Genomic DNA, 17,103 nt, shown 5'->3' with positions numbered 1-17,103 from the left:
ATGGGCACGTCAGGTTCAGGCGTCAGGACAATGGGCCAGGGTCAACTCGGCCAGGGTGCGGAACTCGGCCAGCAGACCTCGTACGTAGGCGACCTGGTTGTTTGCCCAACGGTGCTCATCGGCCAGCATTCGCTCCAGCGAGAAGCCTTCCGGCAGCGCTGTTTCACTCATTTCCCGGTACGCAATGAACGGGTCGGCGGTTTCGTCGAGCTGGCGGAACGCCGGGGCGACGTAGTGGTTTTCCTGCTCGAGAATGAAAGCGATCACTTGCGGGGTTGATTCGCCGAGCATCAGCAGTTCGAACAACATGCGTGCGCTGGGCAGGTCGTCTTCGGCACAGCCTTGCAGCACGCCGTAATGCCCGAAGCCGTTTTGCTCAGGCACGATGCGCACACCCTTGAGGTGGGTCTGGCGTATGTGCGGGGCCAGGGCGCGCAGTGCCGCCAGGGGCTGTTCGCAGGCGTTGATCATGTTGCCGAAGTCGAACAGGGCGTGCAGGCGAGGGTGGTTCAGCCGGCTCAGCAGTTGCGCGATCTCGCCGCTCTTGAGCTCTTCATGCTGCTCGAAGTCGAAGAACAGGTCGTGCTCGTCTGCCTGCTGCGCGAGGTAGTGCAGGTCTGACTCGATTATGTCCATGACCCGGGACAGCGCCCCTTCGTAGCGTGAGTAGACACGGATGTTGCGGGTGCCCAGCGCCTTGGCAATGGCGATCACTTGATCGACATCCTTTGTCAGGGTGCTGCTGATTTCCAGATGCACGTCCAACCCGAGTGCATCGGCCTTGGCAGCGAACGCCTGAAGCTGCACGGCGGTCATTTGACTCAGGCTGTTTTCCTCACCGTCGAGCAGGTGCAGGCTCAGGCCCTGCAGTTCGTGGCGATAGGCGAAGTCCAGCAGGTCGCCAGGTGTGACGCGGCCGTGGGTCAGGTTGGTCAGCAAGGGGTAGGCATGGGCAAACAGGCGCAGTTGCGCCAGTCGGTCGAGCAACTGGCGGGCCAGTGCCTCGTTCAGTAGGGGGGGAGCCTCGGCCTCGACAGCCTTATGGCTGAGCAAGGCGTTGAATCGTTCCTGGATCTTATTGTTCATTCGAGTCGTTCCTGGTTCAGACACCGGGTCTACCGGCGCAGCCTTTATCGCGCCAGTCAGGAACTCTCGATAGATCCATTATCAGTTAATTCATAAGACCACTTGCCTTGCGTCAAGTGGCCGGTTGCAGGTAGCCCATTTTGTCCAGGGCCTGGGCCAGCGCTTCGACGCGCGCTTCGGCCTGGTCCTCGGGGGTGCTGGCAAAGCCGATCAGCAGCGCCGGCGGCAAGACGTGTTCGACGCTGTAGTCGCTCAGGGGATAGGTATGAATGCCATGCTGGCCGAGTTCCCTGGCCAGGGCGTCGTCATCGAGATGCGCGGGTAACCAGGCGATCAGGTGCATGCCGGCTTCCACCGGCGTGATCCTGAAGAAAGTCCCCAGGCGTTTCTGCAGGTGTTCCACCAGTGCCTGCTGGCGAGCCTGGTATAGGGCGCGCATTCGACGAATATGGCCGAGAAAGTGGCCTTCGCGCATGAAGTCCGCCGTGACGGCCTGGAGCAGTGTGGGCGGGCTGCGATCCATGACCGCCCGCAGGGTGCAGAAGGGTTCGATCAAGGCGTTCGGCAGTATCACGTAACCCAGTCGTAGCGAGGGGAACAGCACCTTGCTGAAGGTTCCGGCGTAGATGACCCGGGCCCATTGGTCCATGGCATAGACTGCCGGCAGGGGGCGGCCGTTGTAGCGAAACTCGCTGTCGCAGTCATCCTCGATGATCCAGCTTTGATTCTGGGCGGCCCAATCGATGAGTTCCTGGCGTCGCGCATAACTCATGGTGACGCCCAAGGGATGCTGACGAGAAGGTGTGGTAAACACCAGGCGGGCGTCGGGACACAGGGCCAGGCCTTGCCGGACATCGATCCCCTGTTCGTCGATACGCAACGGCACGACCCGGCCACCTTGGGCCTGGAGCGCAATGCGCGCCGCGATATGCCCCGGATCTTCCATCCAGAAGCTGTCCTGCGGATTGAGCAACAGCATTCCCAGCAGGTTGAAGGCTTGCTGGGCCCCGGACACGATGACCACCTGATCGGCACTGCAATCAATGCCACGGGCATCGAAGACGTACTCGGCAATCGCCTCGCGCAGGGCCAGCAATCCCTGTAGTTCGCCATAGCCGAGCATGGCCTTGGTCGGCTTGTGCAGGTGGCGGTTCAACAGGCGCTTCCAGACCGATTGCGGGAACGCATCGTAGGCGCTGTGGCTGGGCAGGAACGAGGTCGGGCTGCCGGTCGCCCAGTCGGCATAGGAAACACCGCGGAAATGATCGCTGCGCAACGACAGCATGGACTGGCTCAGGTCGGACAGGCGAGGGGGCTGGCGCTTGTGCTCATCGTCTTCAATACCGCGGCTTTCCCACTCATGGCCGACATAGGTCCCGGCCCCGGTCCGCGACGTCAGAAAACCTTCGGCAATCAGTTGATCGAACGCATTGAGAATGCTGATTCGCGACAGCTGCAGTTCCTTGCTCAGGGTCCGGGTGGACGGCAGGCGTACGCCTCCCTGAATCCTGCCACTGAGAATCTGTTTGCGAATCTGCAAGTAGAGTTGGCGGTACAAGGGGATGGAACTGGCACGGTCCAGCTCGATACCTGACAACAGCAAACCTGCGGAGGATTTCATTTTTGGTTCGTCTGGATGAAGTGTGGTTTGGCCTGAATTGCCGTCAGGCACCCGGGGGCGAAAGGGTATCGAGGGGTGCTGGATAAGTCATCCACCACCGGCATTGATAGCCCTGCGATCGCCCCGCCAGCCGCGTCACAACAATATGACTGCTGAGCCCAGCATTATCCATGGCAATGAAAGGCCAGTACCATGACAGCCATCGCTTTCCGATACCTGCACTCGAACCGGTACATAAACCGGTGAATCGTTCTTCAATGGAGAGACACATGACATCAGGACAATGTCTTTGCGGAGCTGTACGTTTTTCCCTGGAGGTTGAACCACGATTCTTTTATCGCTGCCATTGCACCCTATGCCGCAAGCAAACCGGGGTTGGCCATAATCTCGCCACGCTGGTCAAGGCTTGCGATTTTCGATGGGAAGAAGGGCAGGGTGCGATCACGAGTTGGCGCAAACCCAGTGGATACAGAAATGACTTTTGCTCACGATGTGGCTCGACCGTGCCTAATCCTCTTCGCGAGACGCCTTACTTCTGGATTCCGCTAGGGCTTCTCGATGTCGAGCTGAGCATGGAGTGTGTTGGAGATTTCTGCACCGATGACGCTATGCCATGGGATGAACAACGCTCGCAAAGAAGTCATCGCGCAGCCCCGGAGTCACTTGGATTTATTCTGCATGAACTCCAGGTCAACAACGATTGATTCAGGAACCTGGTCGCAATTGAGACGAATTGGCAGCCTGGCCCAAACCGAACAGCGCGACCAAACGCTGCCGATCGCTTATTCGACGAACACCGGCCAATAGAATCTGAAGGCTGCCCAGCACTAACGGGGCTTGTCATGGTCCATAACCCCCGCACGACCCAAAGCGGTCGAGCGGCCCGGAACCGACCGGACCCTAATCGATAACTTGATCAAGGACCGCGAAAGCATGATCGCCGCCACATAATCAGCAACGCCCTCCACCCGGTTCCGTGAATCGGGCCTCGCCGTACGTTTATCCCTCAATCCCATTCGAAGATTTAACCCATGTACCTACGCAAAATTGCAGTTGGGCTGTCGGCCCTTGTTTTGCTCTCGACCGGGGCGCAAGCCCGCAGTCTGCTGGACATCCTCAAGCCACCCAGCGCGCAACATGAACAAACGTCCCGCTCGGGCTCGATCAGCCAGAACGCGGCACTGGACCTCTATTCAAGCAAACAGAAACAGGCATCGTTTGACAGCTGCGCAGACCTGTTCCCGGCAGCGAAACCGATCAACACGGCCACAGTGCCCGCATCGATGAAACCCCTGGCGCTGTGTTCCGACAACTTCGCGGTGCTGTACTCGCAAACCAGCAAGACCCCGCTGGTGGTGGTCGAACGCCTGAATGCGGCCCTGTTGCAGGATGCCAAAGGGGAAGAGCGCACCAACCAGTTCTACCCGGACCCACGCATTCCCAAGAGTGGGCGCGCCGAGTTGAGCGACTACCGTAGCCAGCACCCGGCCGTGGACCGTGGCCATCAATCCCCGGCAGCCGATGCCCCGAACCCCAAGGCAATGGCCCAATCCTTTGCGCTGTCGAACATGGTGCCGCAAGACCCGACCAACAACCGGAAGATCTGGAGCAAGGTCGAGTCTGACGTCCGCAAGTTTGCCAAGCGCGCCGATGGCAACGTGTTTGTCTTTACCGGTCCGCTCTTTGACCCGGGCCACTCGACCATCGGCGACAACCAGGTCTGGGTGCCGACGCGCCTGTTCAAGCTGGTGTACGACGCATCGTCCAAACGTGCCTGGGCCTACGTGCTGCCTAACGCAGAAACCCGAATCGAAAAGCCGATGGACTATGAGACGTTCGTGAAGAGCACCGGGCTCAAGCTGCTCGGGAACCTGCCCGTTACAGGTTCCGCAGGGCGCACCTGATGGCTGGATGAGCAGCACCCCAAAGGTTGGCGGCAACCGATGGGGTGTTTCATTCACCGATAAAATTTCGGCAAGGGGTAACAAATTGTAAAAATGGACTATACCCAATAGGGCAATCGCTCCGGACCCGGGACATGATGCCTCTGAAGAAGTTCGTCCCAGGAACTTCAACGTCAAGCAGACCGAGAGATTCTGGATATGAACGCTTTGAAAATCGCTGCCAGCGATGCGGTCCGGGATTGTTTTCGTAATACCCGTGAAATCGTCCGGTTCGACCAGACGGACTTTACCGATGTCGCCGTCGCCGTGCTCTGCGTTGACGACTTGGCCGCCGGGGTGCTGGATGCCATCAAGCGTACCGGCTTCGACATCCCGATCTTCCTGGTGGCCTCTCAGGGTCGCAGCAATCGCTCCCTGGCGATCTACAAGCAACTGCAGGATGTCATCTTGCAGGTCAATGGTGTCTTCGACTTATCCAGCAATAATGCCGAATACCACGGCAACCAACTGGAGACCGCCGCCAAGGCCTACGAAGCAAGCCTGCTGCCGCCGTTCTTCGATTCGCTCAAGCACTACACCGAGGCGGCCAACGCCACCTTTGCCTGCCCCGGCCACCAGGGCGGCCAGTTCTTTCGCAAGCATCCGGCGGGCCGGCAGTTTTTCGACTTCTTCGGCGAGACGCTGTTTCGCGCCGACATGTGCAACGCCGACGTCAAGCTCGGTGACCTGCTGATCCACGAAGGCCCGGCGCTGCTCGCGCAGAAACACGCCGCGCAGGTGTTCAATGCGGACAAGACCTACTTCGTGCTCAACGGCACCTCGGCCTCGAACAAGGTGGTGACCAACGCCCTGTTGACCCCCGGCGACCTGGTGCTGTTCGACCGCAACAACCACAAGTCCAACCACCAGGGCGCGCTGTTGCAGGCCGGCGCCACGCCGGTCTATCTGGAAACCGCGCGCAACCCTTACGGCTTCATCGGCGGCATCGACGCCCACTGTTTCGAAGAAGACTACCTGCGCGAACTGATCGCCGAGGTCGCCCCGGACAAGGCGCAACTGCCGCGACCGTTCCGCCTGGCGATCATTCAACTGGGCACCTATGACGGCACCATCTACAACGCCCGGCAAGTGGTCGACCGCATCGGCAAGCTGTGTGACTACATCCTGTTCGACTCGGCGTGGGTCGGCTACGAGCAGTTCATCCCGATGATGAAGGACTGCTCGCCGCTGTTGCTCGACCTCGACGAGAACGACCCGGGCATCTTCGTCACCCAGTCGGTGCACAAGCAGCAGGCGGGTTTTTCCCAGGCCTCTCAGGTGCACAAGAAAGACCGCCACATCAAAGGCCAGGCGCGCTATTGCAACCATCACCGGCTCAACAACGCGTTCATGGCCCAGGCGTCCACCAGCCCGTTCTACCCGCTGTTCGCCTCGCTGGATGTGAATGCGCGCATTCACTCGGGCCGCAGTGGCCTGCGCCTGTGGGAAGACTGCGTGAAGTTCGGCATCGAAGCGCGCAAGTTGATCCTCGAAGCCTGCACCATGGTCCGCCCGTTCGTACCGAACACTATTGAAGGGCGCGCGTGGGAAGACTATCCGACGGAAGAAATCGCCAACGACATCCGCTTCTTCGAGTTCCATCCCAAGGACCGCTGGCACGCCTTTGCCGGCTACGCCGAGAAGCAGTACTTCATCGACCCGTGCAAGTTGCTGTTCACCACGCCGGGCATCGACCCGGTGGACGGCAGCTACACCGACTTCGGCATTCACGCCGGCATCCTGGCCAACTTCCTGCGCGAGAACGGCATCGTCCCGGAAAAGTGCGACCTCAATTCGATCCTGTTCCTGCTCACCCCGGCCGAAGACTGGGCGAAGATGACCCACCTGGCGGCGCAAATCGCCCGTTTCGAGCGCTTCATCAGCGATGACGCGCCGATGAGTCGGGTGCTGCCGGCGATCTACGCGCAGCATCAGGAACGCTATCGCAACTACACCATTCGCCAGCTCTGCCAGGAAATGCACGACCTGTATCGCCATCACAATGTGCAGCAGTTGCAGAAGGACATGTTCCGCAAGGAGCACTTCCCGAAAAAGGCCATGAACCCGCAGCAAGCGCAAATCGAGTACATCCGCGGCAACGTCGAACTGGTCGCGCTGGCGGAGGCTGACGGGCGCATTGCCGCCGAAGGTGCGCTGCCTTACCCGCCGGGGGTGCTGTGCGTGGTGCCGGGGGAGATCTGGGGTGGCGCGGTGCTCAAGTACTTCCTGGCCCTGGAAGAAGGCATCAACCGCTTGCCCGGTTTCACGCCGGAGTTGCAGGGCGTGTACCTGAAGCAGGACGGCGGACGTACCCGGGCGTATGGGTACGTGATCAAGGCCTGATGCTGCACGGGTCAGAAGTGCCCAACCTACAAGGTTCATGTGGTCAAGCAGTAAGCATTAGCCCCTGTCCGGCCGCGTGTTGCACGGCGCCAGACCCAGGTTCAAAACCCTGCAAAAAGGCAAGGAGTTTGCGATGGCTGATTCAAGCAAGAAAATGGGCCTGATGGGGCTCACGACGCTGGTAACGGTCAACATGATGGGCTCGGGCATCATCATGTTGCCCACCAACATGGCTCAATTGGGTGCCGTCTCGCTGCTGTCATGGATCTTCACCGCGATCGGTTCGATGGCCATCGCCTACTGTTTTGCTCAGTGTGGCGTTTTCTGCTCGCGCTCAGGCGGCTTGTCCGCCTACACCGAAGAAGCTCATTCGAAGTCGGGTTTTTTCCTCTGCTCGTACCTGTACTTCCTGTCCCTGGCCATCGCCAACGTGGCCGTGGCCATTTCGGCAGTAGGCTATATGAGCGCCTTCGTGCCCTGGCTGAGCAGTGGCGCCATTCCGCTGTGCGTCGGTACGATTACGCTGATCTGGCTGACCACCTTCGCCAACTTCGGTGGCCCTAGCATCACCGGCAAGATCGGCGCGTTCACGGTGTGGGGCGTGATCATTCCGGTCGCGGGCCTGAGCATCATCGGCTGGTTCTGGTTCAAGCCTGATGTGCTGGCCGCCGCCTGGAATCCGCACAGCGTGGCGATCTCCGAAGCCATTGGCAAAGCCATACCCCTGACCCTGTGGGCCTTCCTGGGCATGGAGTCGGCGGCCCAGGCCACCGATGCCGTGGAAGACCCCAAGCGCAACGTGCCGCTGGCCTGCCTGTTCGGCACCCTGGGGGCCGCCGTGGTCTATGTGCTGTCGACCACTGTCATCCAGGGCATCATTCCCAATGACGAGCTGGCCAAATCCTCGGCGCCCTTCGCGCTGGTCTACGCCACGATGTTCAGCCCGATGGTGGGCAATATCGTCATGGCGCTGGCGGTCATGGCCTGTGTCGGCTCGCTGCTGGGTTGGCAATTCACCCTGGCGCAAACGGCCAAGATGACGGCTGACCAGAACCTGTTCCTCAAGCTGTTCAGCAAGGTCAACTCGATGAATGCGCCCGTCGTCGGCATGATTGTCTGCGGCGTGCTGCAGACCCTCATGGCCCTGTCGACCATCTCGCCCGATGCCGCCGCCCAGTTCAGCAAGCTGGTCAGCCTGGCGGCGGTCACCAACCTGATCCCCTATATAACGGCGATGACCGGCCTGTTGGTGATCATGCACAAGGCCGGGGTCTCGTCGGCCATATACTCGCGTAACCTGGTGGTCTTGCTGATTGCCATAACGTACTCCTTGTACGCCCTGTATGCCTGCGGCAAGGATGCAGTGATGGGCGGCACCCTGGTGCTCGCTGTCGGCTACCTGCTCTATGGATTCCTCGCCAAGCGCTTCACCGAAGCGCCAGCGGCCAACCAGGCCAGGGTCGCAAACCCTTAGGCGTGGCCAACAGGACTGCACAGACATCTGCATACGGGGAAACCGGACATGAACGTACCATTTGCCACAACCACCAGACTGCTGCTGGCCTTCGCACTCTCGACGCTGCCACTAGCGGCTGGCGCCAACACCCTTGAACGCGTGCGCAGCAGCCACACCTTTACCCTGGGCTACCTGCCTGACCTGGCCCCTTTCAGCAAACAGGACGGCGACAAGGCCAGCGGATATGCCATCGATCTGTGCCTGAAAATCGCTGACAAACTCAAGAGCGAATTGGGCCTGCCCGACCTGCAAGTGCACTATCAGCCCGTAACCGTTTCGGACCAGGTCAGTGCCGTGAGCCAGGGCAAGGTTGATATCCTCTGCACGCCGACGGCGCCTACCCTGGAACGGCGCAAGATGATCAGCTACTCCATACCGGTCTACACCGCCGGCCTCTCGGTCGTGGTTCGCAACGATGCTGGCGAACCCTTGCTCAATGTGCTCAATGGCAAGGTTGCCAATGCCGGCCCGACCTGGCGTGCCAGCATCAACAACGGCCTGGCCAACCAAACCTACGCGACCCTGGAGGGGGGCGTGACCGAAGACTGGATTCGCGAGCAGATGCGCTTGCTCAACGTGATTGCCTCGCTGGTGACCGTGGCCAACAACGACGAAGGCGTCAAGCTGGTCGCCGAGGGCAAGGTCGATGCGTTCTTCTCCGAACGCATGCTGCTGCGCAACGAAATCGCCAAGGAAGGTGCTGACAAGAACCTGATGATCCTGGACCGCATCTTCGAGTACTCGCCGGTGGCGATGATCGTGGAGCGCAACGACGAAGACTTCCGCCTGCTGGTCGATACGGCCCTGAGTGAAGCCTATTACTCGGGTTTCATAGAAAAGGCCTACGACCAGTATCTGGGCGGGAGCAACCTTACCGTGAAGAGACTGTTCAGAGTCTATGCATTGCCCTGATGCCATCGTGAATCAAAGGCCGCCTGCGGGCGGCCTTTTTCATGGGCAGTGTCTTGATAAACGCAGAGATTGAATGAAGGGATCGCACCAGCTGATCAGCCAGGAACGACCGTCGGCACTGCATCAACATCAACCTGCTCGTGACTGTGCGAGCGACCACATCCAGACGCTCAAAACCGCGAGCAACACGAAGGCGAGCTCGCTTGGCCACAGGGGCATGGGATGCCCATCAATGAGAACCTCGGGGCGAATAATCAGGCGCCCCAGTTGCGCCAAGGCCATCAGTGCGTAGACGGTGCCGGCCACTCGCAGCCCAATGATCCGGGATTTCATGCTGTTCTCCTCAACCTGACTATTAACGTGACAGGCGAGCAAAAGCGTTGTGTTTGCCAGCCCGGTGAACGAAGCCGTGAAGGGGCGGCCAGCCTGGCTTGCTCCTTTGTAAACATGGCCCTTGGAAAACACTAAGCTACGAAACGCCCGCTGAACGATTTAGCCGATCTATTGCATCGACCGGTTGAATCCACACCTCATAACGGACATTCGATACCGAGTGAGTATCCCTTGATCACTCCAGTTCGTTATCTAGCACTCGCCACCGCTACTGTTTCGCAGCGAGAAATTACTCGGAGCTACCCCATGCCAGCGCTTGAATGCCTGGGAAAAACTCGACAGGTCGCTGAAACCCAGGCGCTCGGCAATCTCGCTGAGGCTCAAGCGTTTGTCGTTGAGCATCTCGATGGCGCTGCGGCTGCGGGCCTCGGCCAGCAAGGCACGGAAGGTGGTGCCTTCATCGTGCAGGCGGCGCTTGAGGGTGCGTGTGCTGACGTGGATCAGGCGGGCCATGGCGCAAAGGTCCGGTGGCGTGGTGTCGGTACTGGTCAGGTAGTGCTGGACCAGCGCCGTCATGCCGGAACGGGCGATTCGCCGTTGCATCAACTGTGTGCACATCTGCTCGCACATGCTCACTGTGACGGCGTTGGCTTGTGGCAAGGGGCGCGTCAGGAATGAGCGATCAAAGGCCAGGCTGTTGCTGCTGGCTGCATAGGTAGGCGCCAGCCCCAATAAACGGTCGTTATCGCACTCGTGAGCTGGACCGGCACGTAACGTGAAGCGCGACAGCGAAAAGTCATCGCCCCCCAGTTCCTTGAGCAACAGCGCCCCCGCTGCCATGTCCCGGGCCAACAGAAAATCGCGCAGGTCGGGTGCCAGCCCGGGCGTGGCGAAAGTCAGCACACCTTCACTGCCTTGCTCTTCATAGGTCACCGCGGTGAATGCGTAGGTCAGCGGCAAAAAGCTCAGTGCCAGGGCTAGTGCATCCCCGGTGGTCGCGCTGCTGATCAGGCCGTAACCAAACAGGCCATAGGTCGAGAAGTGATAGCGCGCACCGACTTCGAAGCCAAGCCCCGGAGGATGACCGAGCAACTGCAACAGATTGCCGGTCACCCGCAGTTCCTGATCGGCAGTCAGTTCCAGATTCGGGTCGGCCAGTTGCGCTGCCGTCAGCCCCGAGCCCGCCAGTATCGCGCTGGCCGCCAAGCCTTTTTCGACGCCGAACTGCACCAGCAACAAAGCGCTGGCTGGGCCACGCAGAAAATCCCGAAAGCTCATACCCATGTGCCTGTGGCGAAAAGGTTGGCCCGAATAATAAAGCAATTGTCCCATTCCAGCATTCGGTTCTTTATCAATGGCCGTCACCATCCGTTACGCACGGTTCGTCGTTTAACCAACCATAAAAGGCCGTTGCAGCACCTGGCGAAAACCAGGAGGCGCAATTGTGTGTTTTCGGGTAACCCCGCAAATCTCGCACTGCCTTGCACAAGGGAGAACAACAATGAAAAGGACCTTCGATTACATCGTAGTGGGCGGCGGTTCCGGTGGTTGTGTGGTGACCGGTCGGCTGAGCGAAGACCCGGACGTCAGTGTTTGCTTGCTGGAGGCCGGTGGTGGCGGGCAGTCCAGCCTGGTCAATATCCCCGCAGCGATGGTGGCAATGGTGCCGACTTCGGTGAATAACTGGGCCTTCGACACCGTCCCGCAGATGGCGCTGGAAGGGCGCAAGGGTTACCAGCCACGGGGCAAGGCACTGGGTGGTTCCTCAGCGATCAACGCCATGATCTACGTGCGGGGTCATCAATGGGACTACGACCATTGGGCCGCCCTGGGCAATAGCGGTTGGGCGTTCAAGGATGTCTTGCCGTACTTCCGTCGCAGTGAGCACAACGAGCGCATCGACAACGTCTTGCACGGGCGGGGCGGGCCGTTATGGGTCAGCGATTTACGTTCGGACAATCCATTCCAGCAACGCTTTCTGCAGGCGGCCCGCGAGACCGGTTTGCCGCTCAACGACGACTTCAACGGAGAAGAACAGGAAGGCGTTGGCATCTATCAAGTCACGCAAAAGCACGGTGAGCGTTACAGTGCGGCGCGCGCATATCTGTTGCCGTATGTGGGGGTGCGCAACAACCTGACCGTCGAAACCCGGGCCCAGGTGCAACGGATCCTGTTCGAAGGCACTCGCGCCGTGGCTGTCGAGGTGCTGCAAAACGGTCAGGTACGCACCCTGCGTGCCAAGCGGGAAGTCATCCTCGCCGCCGGGGCCTTCCAGACCCCGCAACTGTTGATGTTGTCGGGCGTGGGGCCGAAAGAACAACTGCAACGCCATGGCATCCCGCTCTTGCAGGACCTGCCTGGTGTCGGGCAGAACCTGCAAGACCATCCGGATTTCGTTTTCGTCTACAAGACTTCAAGCCTGGATGCCATGGGCGTTTCATTCGCCGGCAGTACCAGAATGCTCAAGGAAGCCGGCCGTTTCCGCCGGGAACGTCGAGGCATGCTGACCTCGAATTTTGCCGAGGGTGGAGCGTTTCTCAAGACGCGCGAAGGGCTGGATAAACCGGATATTCAATTGCATTTTGTTGTCGCCCCGGTCGAGGACCATGCGCGCAAGTTGCGCCTGGGTCATGGGTTGTCGTGCCACGTTTGCCTGTTGCGTCCGCGCAGTCGCGGAACCGTATCTCTGGCCAGCAAAGACCCGCAAGCGGCACCGTTGATTGATCCGGCCTTTCTTCAGGACCCGCAGGACCTGGAAGACATGGTCGCGGCATTCAGACTGACACGCCGATTGATGCAGGCACCGGCGCTGGCCAACTGGATCACCCGCGATCTGTACACCGAAGGGGTCGACACCGACGAGCAGATCCGCACCGTACTGCGTCGTCGTACCGACAGTGTTTATCACCCGGTGGGCACTTGCCGCATGGGCGATGACCCACTGGCCGTGGTCGACGCGCAACTTCGCGTACACGGTCTGCAAGGGCTGCGAATCGTCGACGCATCGGTGATGCCGACCCTGATCGGCGGCAACACCAACGCACCGACCATCATGATCGCCGAGAAAGCCGTTGACCTTATTCGCGGTATTCAGCGGGTGTGTTCGTCCGCCCGGTCTGAAACCCCAGCCACCACTAAAAACAACAACGGGGCACCTTATGTCGTTGCATGAAGTTGAAACCGGTCGCCAGTCGGCAACAGCCTTGAGCGCCATCATCATCGGCAGCGGTTTTGCCGGTATCGGCATGGCCGTTGCCTTGCAAAAGGCCGGTGTGAAGGACTTTGTGATCCTGGAGAAGAAACAGGACGTCGGCGGTGTCTGGCGGGACAACAGTTACCCCGGCGCCGCGTGCGACGTACCTTCGCACCTGTATTCGTTTTCGTTTGAGCCGAACCCGGACTGGAGCAGGGTGTTCGCGCCCCAGGCCGAGATTCACGCTTATCTGCGGCATTGCGCCGACAAGTACGGACTGGACAAGCACATTCGTTTCGGCGCCGAAGTGGTGTCCGCCGAGTTTGATGAGCGCACGTCGCTGTGGCACGTGACTCAGCAGGATGGCAGCGTCCTGAGTGCATCGCTGTTGATCAGTGGCACCGGTCAGTTGAGTCGCCCGGCGTTCCCGAAACTGGCGGGTATGCAAACCTTCAAGGGGCACGTGTTCCACTCGGCGACCTGGGACCACAGCTATTCGCTGGCAGGCAAACGCGTGGCGGTGGTCGGCACCGGTGCTTCGGCCATTCAGTTCGTGCCGGCGATTGCCGGGACTGTCGGGCACATGAAAGTGTTCCAGCGCTCGCCCGCGTACCTGATGCCTCGACCTGATCGGGCTTACTCGGAGCGGGTAAAATCATTGCTGGGTAACGTGCCCTGGACGATGACTGCGTACCGCGCTTCGATATACATGCGCTACGAATCCCGGGCGCTGGCGTTCACCCGATTCAAGGGCTTGATGAAGTGGGCAGTGGGCGTTCCATTCCGTCGACTGCTGTCCGAGCAAGTGCCGGACCCGGTACTGCGCAACAAGCTGACCCCGGATTATCCGTACGGCTGCAAGCGTATCCTGCTGTCCAGCGAATACCTCAAGACCATGAGCCGGTCCAACGTGGAGTTGGTGACCGACGGCATTGCGCGAATCACTGAAAGCGGCATTGAAACCGTTGACGGCCAGCGGCATGAAGTCGATGCGATCATCTACGGCACCGGGTTCGCGGCCACCGAGTTTCTGTCGCCGATGCGTATCGTCGGGCGCAATGGCGTGGACCTTAACCATGCCTGGCGCGATGGCACCCGCGCGTATCTGGGGCTGACGGTTGCGCAATTCCCCAATTTCTTCATGTTGTATGGGCCCAACACCAACCTGGGCCACAATTCGATTGTCTACATGCTGGAAAGTCAGATCACCCACGTCATGCGCTGTTGGCGCACGATGAAGGGCACCGGTGCCAACACCGTGGAAGTCGACTCAAGCGTGTATGAGCGCTTCCATGGGCAGATCCAGCAACGCCTGGCCAACACGGTGTGGAACGGCTGCAAGAGCTGGTATGTGGATGACGCTGGCAACAACAGCACCAACTGGCCGGGTTTCACCTTGAGCTATCGCTGGTTGACGCGGTTTTCCGGGTTGCATGCATACCGCTTCACACGCGAGTTTGAAGGCGGCACGACCGTTGGCGAATCCCGCGACTGGCCGGAAACATTTAGCGCCGGATTCCTGAGGTTTTTTTTGCGCACCACGTTCCGCTCGCTGATCGGGCCGGGGTTGGCTGCGCCAGCGCAGAGAAAGGTCGTGAGCCTATTGTCCACGTTGATGCCTGGCACTGGCGGCGTGATTCGTTATCGCCAACAGGCCAACGGCGTGCCGGTGCAAGTGGTCGCACCGAAGCAGGGTGAAAACGGCGGGGTCATTCTGTACCTGCATGGCGGGGCGTTCTGCCTTGGCTCGCCGGGTACGCATTGGAGCATCACAAGTCGCTTGGCCAGGGCCTCGGGGATGTCGGTGTGGGTGGCTGATTATCGCCTGGCGCCAGAACATCCTTGCCCGGCGGCATTGGACGATGCGCTGGCCTGCTATCAAGCACTCCGGGCTCAGGGGTATGCCGCTGACCGAATCTTCCTCGCCGGTGATTCGGCGGGCGCCGCGCTGGTGTTGGCTCTGGCGCTCAAGCTGCGTGATCTTCACCCGCATTTCGCCGCCGGCATGCTCCTGATGTCGCCAGTGGCTGACGAAAGCCTGAGCGGTGCTTCCATGACCTCGCGGGTCGAACAGGATCCGATGATCCGTCGCGGCTGGCTGGAGCAAGGGCTGCGCTGGTATGCCGGTACGCAGGTGATGGACAATCCGCTTGAGGTGGATCTGCAAGGGCTGCCGCCGATGTTGATCCAGGTCGGGGACCATGAGCTGCTGTTGTCTGACGCCACCCGATTGGCCGAGCATGCGCTTGACAGCGGGGTGAATTGCCGCCTGGAAGTGTATGCCGCACGTTGGCACGTGTTCCAGTTACAAGCCTTCTACCTGCGTTCGGCGGCCAAGGCGTTGAAGACCCTCGGCGCATTTGCCCGGGAGCAACTGGCACGCACGAAGCCTGATATGGCGTAAAGCCAGAAGCACAAAAGCCCACCATCCTCTGGGAGGGTGGTGGGCTTTTGTTCAGCGTTTCAGTGGGGAGTTCCTATTGAACTTCAGCCTCAATGTCAGTGCCGGCACCGACAGCAACGCGCTAACCATGCTCGGCTTTTGAATGACCGTTATTGGCTGTGGATTCAACCGGTCGAGCTTCTGCTGCGCGTCATGTGTATGAGGGCCGATCGGCCGTTCCCCAAAGAAGGTCGCTCCTCAATAGCATAAGGTACAAACCCAAGCTTGGGGTAGAGCAGCAGCCCTGCCGTGTTTTCGTTGAAACAGGAAATCTGCACCTCGTTGGCTCCGTAACGCTCGAATGCCAAGCCGGTCATCGTCTCTACGATAAACGTGGCCACTCCTTCGCCCCGAGCGCTCGGCGAGACGATGACATTGCCGATACAGCAAACGCCATTGCGTTCAGCTCGATAGAAATTGGCAAACCCAACGACAGTCCCATTGATCTCCACGACGGTAGAGTCGAAGCGTTGGGAGATCGCGGTAATCAACTGCGTTTCCGTTAGCGGGAAGCGTGCCTTCGGAAACATGAAAAACAACTCTTGAGCGTTCTGAGGAAAGCCGCAGATCATTTTAACGTCGCTAGCCTTCACTGGCCTGTGGTTCAGTTTCATTGCTCGTCTCTAAGCTCCATGAATCAGTACTATTGCTGAGTCTCAAGGCTTGCGCAGGGTGATGGAAAACAATGGTATGTCCGCAAATGGCCGATTGCAGCTGACATGAAGGGCTGCGTGCGACCCATGGCGGACAGTCCGGACACTAGAGTCAGGTGTCGGATTGATGAGCCGCCCAGTGTTTCATCTCTTCTGCAATGAAGTGGTTCACCAGGTCACTGTACATCTTCTCGATTGCATCCGGGCTCAGGCCCTCAGCCTCGGCCCACTCGCGTCGTGTCGCCAACATGGCCTTGAAACGCTCCGGAGCACGCACCGAAGTCACTGAGGTCTTGTACTTCGAGGCAGCCAGTACGTAGTGAAAACGCTTGCCCAACAGCTTGATAACAACCTGATCAAGGGCATCGATTTCGCGTCGGATATCCTCCATGCCTGCACACTCTTCGGGCTGCAACTGATTGATGACGTCCATGTAGGTGACTCCGGTTGCTGAAAAAATCGTGGGCCTTCGGAAGAAGTATCTGCTTACCACCTTGCGATCTTGCTAAAGATCTATATCTACGGCTATCTCAATCGCATTCAGTCGAGCCGACGTTTGGAACGAGAAGCCCAACGCAACGTCGATGATCCAAGACGATGAGGCAATGAGCGCCTTTAAACACTCTGGACCCATAGCTGCCTGTCGCAGTAGCCAGAAATTGATCGCCCAGATTAATACCCATGTGCAGACGGATACTGGATTGCTTGCATCCCCCATGGGGGGATAAGATTCGCGTTATTCATGAATAGCGAAGACTCAAATTATGAGTGAGCACGAACACAACCATCCCCACACCCACCAAAGTCACGAAGCGATCATCAAGCGTCTCAAACGGGCGGACGGCCATTTACGCGGCATCATCACCATGATCGAAGAGGGGCGTCAGTGCGTGGACATCGCCCAGCAGCTGCATGCTGTTGAAAAAGCGGTGTGCCAAGCCAAGCGCACGCTCATTCAGGATCACATCGATCACTGCCTGGAGGACACCGTCTCGGCGTTGAACAATGGTGAGCGCGCACCACTGGAAGCCTTCAAGCAGATCACCAAGTACCTCTAGGT

At 59.4% G+C, this 17,103-nt stretch carries 14 protein-coding genes and 1 pseudogene; 9 read left to right on the top strand and 6 right to left on the bottom strand.

The genetic code is table 11. The annotated features are described in order from the left end of the window. Positions 1-15: 15 nt before the first annotated feature. Both AC3IT6_RS15085 and pdxR read right to left on the bottom strand, forming a co-directional pair. A complete protein-coding gene (locus AC3IT6_RS15085) occupies positions 16-1,086 on the bottom strand; it encodes a sugar phosphate isomerase/epimerase family protein (protein WP_489350764.1) in 1,071 nt (356 codons plus the stop codon). Between the two features lie 112 nt (positions 1,087-1,198). Continuing rightward, positions 1,199-2,707, bottom strand: a complete 1,509-nt coding sequence (gene pdxR / locus AC3IT6_RS15080) for a MocR-like pyridoxine biosynthesis transcription factor PdxR (RefSeq protein ID WP_223448883.1) — start codon at positions 2,705-2,707, stop codon at positions 1,199-1,201. Positions 2,708-2,976: 269 nt separating this feature from the next. Here pdxR and AC3IT6_RS15075 point away from each other — a divergent pair, with 269 nt between their 5' ends. The 5 genes from AC3IT6_RS15075 to AC3IT6_RS15055 all read left to right on the top strand — a co-directional run bounded on the left by AC3IT6_RS15075 (position 2,977) and on the right by AC3IT6_RS15055 (position 9,421). Continuing rightward, entirely contained in the window at positions 2,977-3,411 is a 435-nt protein-coding gene (locus tag AC3IT6_RS15075) for a GFA family protein (RefSeq protein WP_489350762.1), read from the top strand. 327 nt (positions 3,412-3,738) lie between these two features. Continuing rightward, a complete protein-coding gene (locus AC3IT6_RS15070; RefSeq protein WP_489350760.1) occupies positions 3,739-4,611 on the top strand; it encodes a DNA/RNA non-specific endonuclease in 873 nt (290 codons plus the stop codon). A gap of 198 nt (positions 4,612-4,809) precedes the next feature. Beyond that, the gene (gene speF / locus AC3IT6_RS15065) at positions 4,810-6,993 is read left to right on the top strand and encodes an ornithine decarboxylase SpeF (RefSeq protein WP_489350758.1); all 2,184 of its coding nucleotides are present in this window, start codon (positions 4,810-4,812) and stop codon (positions 6,991-6,993) included. Positions 6,994-7,126: 133 nt separating this feature from the next. Then, entirely contained in the window at positions 7,127-8,467 is a 1,341-nt protein-coding gene (gene potE / locus AC3IT6_RS15060; protein WP_489350756.1) for a putrescine-ornithine antiporter, read from the top strand. A 48-nt stretch (positions 8,468-8,515) separates the two neighbouring features. Further along, the gene (locus AC3IT6_RS15055) at positions 8,516-9,421 is read left to right on the top strand and encodes an amino acid ABC transporter substrate-binding protein (protein WP_489350754.1); all 906 of its coding nucleotides are present in this window, start codon (positions 8,516-8,518) and stop codon (positions 9,419-9,421) included. 129 nt (positions 9,422-9,550) lie between these two features. On the opposite strand, the gene AC3IT6_RS15050 is transcribed toward AC3IT6_RS15055, so the two are convergent. Both AC3IT6_RS15050 and AC3IT6_RS15045 read right to left on the bottom strand, forming a co-directional pair. Continuing rightward, positions 9,551-9,754: a hypothetical protein gene (locus tag AC3IT6_RS15050; RefSeq protein WP_489350752.1), complete on the bottom strand. Its 204-nt coding sequence runs from the start codon at positions 9,752-9,754 to the stop codon at positions 9,551-9,553. A gap of 252 nt (positions 9,755-10,006) precedes the next feature. Then, a complete protein-coding gene (locus AC3IT6_RS15045; protein WP_489350750.1) occupies positions 10,007-11,032 on the bottom strand; it encodes an AraC family transcriptional regulator in 1,026 nt (341 codons plus the stop codon). A 223-nt stretch (positions 11,033-11,255) separates the two neighbouring features. Between AC3IT6_RS15045 and AC3IT6_RS15040 the strand changes: the two genes are divergently transcribed. Next, positions 11,256-12,926, top strand: a complete 1,671-nt coding sequence (locus AC3IT6_RS15040; protein WP_489350748.1) for a GMC family oxidoreductase — start codon at positions 11,256-11,258, stop codon at positions 12,924-12,926. Further along, complete coding sequence (locus AC3IT6_RS15035; RefSeq protein ID WP_489350746.1) at positions 12,913-15,351, top strand: flavin-containing monooxygenase; 2,439 nt, start codon at positions 12,913-12,915, stop codon at positions 15,349-15,351. Before AC3IT6_RS15040 ends, AC3IT6_RS15035 begins: the two co-directional genes overlap by 14 nt. A gap of 164 nt (positions 15,352-15,515) precedes the next feature. Here the strand turns inward: AC3IT6_RS15035 and AC3IT6_RS15030 are convergent, their stop codons facing one another. Both AC3IT6_RS15030 and AC3IT6_RS15025 read right to left on the bottom strand, forming a co-directional pair. Continuing rightward, on the bottom strand, positions 15,516-16,004 hold the full coding sequence (locus AC3IT6_RS15030; protein ID WP_489350744.1) for a GNAT family N-acetyltransferase: 489 nt from the start codon (positions 16,002-16,004) through the stop codon (positions 15,516-15,518). 151 nt (positions 16,005-16,155) lie between these two features. Beyond that, positions 16,156-16,476 (bottom strand): isochorismate lyase, encoded by a 321-nt coding sequence (locus tag AC3IT6_RS15025; RefSeq protein WP_223542103.1) that lies wholly within the window; start codon positions 16,474-16,476, stop codon positions 16,156-16,158. Positions 16,477-16,527: 51 nt separating this feature from the next. Here AC3IT6_RS15025 and AC3IT6_RS15020 point away from each other — a divergent pair. Continuing rightward, positions 16,528-16,629 (top strand): annotated as a pseudogene (locus tag AC3IT6_RS15020) (transposase); the annotation flags it as partial. A gap of 178 nt (positions 16,630-16,807) precedes the next feature. Further along, complete coding sequence (locus AC3IT6_RS15015) at positions 16,808-17,101, top strand: metal-sensing transcriptional repressor (RefSeq protein WP_128871858.1); 294 nt, start codon at positions 16,808-16,810, stop codon at positions 17,099-17,101. The last annotated feature ends 2 nt before the right edge of the window (positions 17,102-17,103 follow it).

The organism is Pseudomonas sp. KH_017 (assembly GCF_057840285.1).
The sequence above is the reverse complement of the archived record's forward strand: the minus strand, read 5'-3'. Positions and strand labels throughout refer to the sequence as shown.

Coding starts and splice junctions, on each gene's coding strand:
- AC3IT6_RS15085 (WP_489350764.1), bottom strand. CDS start 1,086: ATGAACAATAAGATCCAGGAACGATTCAACGCCTTGCTCAGCCATAAG.
- pdxR (WP_223448883.1), bottom strand. CDS start 2,707: ATGAAATCCTCCGCAGGTTTGCTGTTGTCAGGTATCGAGCTGGACCGT.
- AC3IT6_RS15075 (WP_489350762.1), top strand. CDS start 2,977: ATGACATCAGGACAATGTCTTTGCGGAGCTGTACGTTTTTCCCTGGAG.
- AC3IT6_RS15070 (WP_489350760.1), top strand. CDS start 3,739: ATGTACCTACGCAAAATTGCAGTTGGGCTGTCGGCCCTTGTTTTGCTC.
- speF (WP_489350758.1), top strand. CDS start 4,810: ATGAACGCTTTGAAAATCGCTGCCAGCGATGCGGTCCGGGATTGTTTT.
- potE (WP_489350756.1), top strand. CDS start 7,127: ATGGCTGATTCAAGCAAGAAAATGGGCCTGATGGGGCTCACGACGCTG.
- AC3IT6_RS15055 (WP_489350754.1), top strand. CDS start 8,516: ATGAACGTACCATTTGCCACAACCACCAGACTGCTGCTGGCCTTCGCA.
- AC3IT6_RS15050 (WP_489350752.1), bottom strand. CDS start 9,754: ATGAAATCCCGGATCATTGGGCTGCGAGTGGCCGGCACCGTCTACGCA.
- AC3IT6_RS15045 (WP_489350750.1), bottom strand. CDS start 11,032: ATGAGCTTTCGGGATTTTCTGCGTGGCCCAGCCAGCGCTTTGTTGCTG.
- AC3IT6_RS15040 (WP_489350748.1), top strand. CDS start 11,256: ATGAAAAGGACCTTCGATTACATCGTAGTGGGCGGCGGTTCCGGTGGT.
- AC3IT6_RS15035 (WP_489350746.1), top strand. CDS start 12,913: ATGTCGTTGCATGAAGTTGAAACCGGTCGCCAGTCGGCAACAGCCTTG.
- AC3IT6_RS15030 (WP_489350744.1), bottom strand. CDS start 16,004: ATGAAACTGAACCACAGGCCAGTGAAGGCTAGCGACGTTAAAATGATC.
- AC3IT6_RS15025 (WP_223542103.1), bottom strand. CDS start 16,476: ATGGACGTCATCAATCAGTTGCAGCCCGAAGAGTGTGCAGGCATGGAG.
- AC3IT6_RS15015 (WP_128871858.1), top strand. CDS start 16,808: ATGAGTGAGCACGAACACAACCATCCCCACACCCACCAAAGTCACGAA.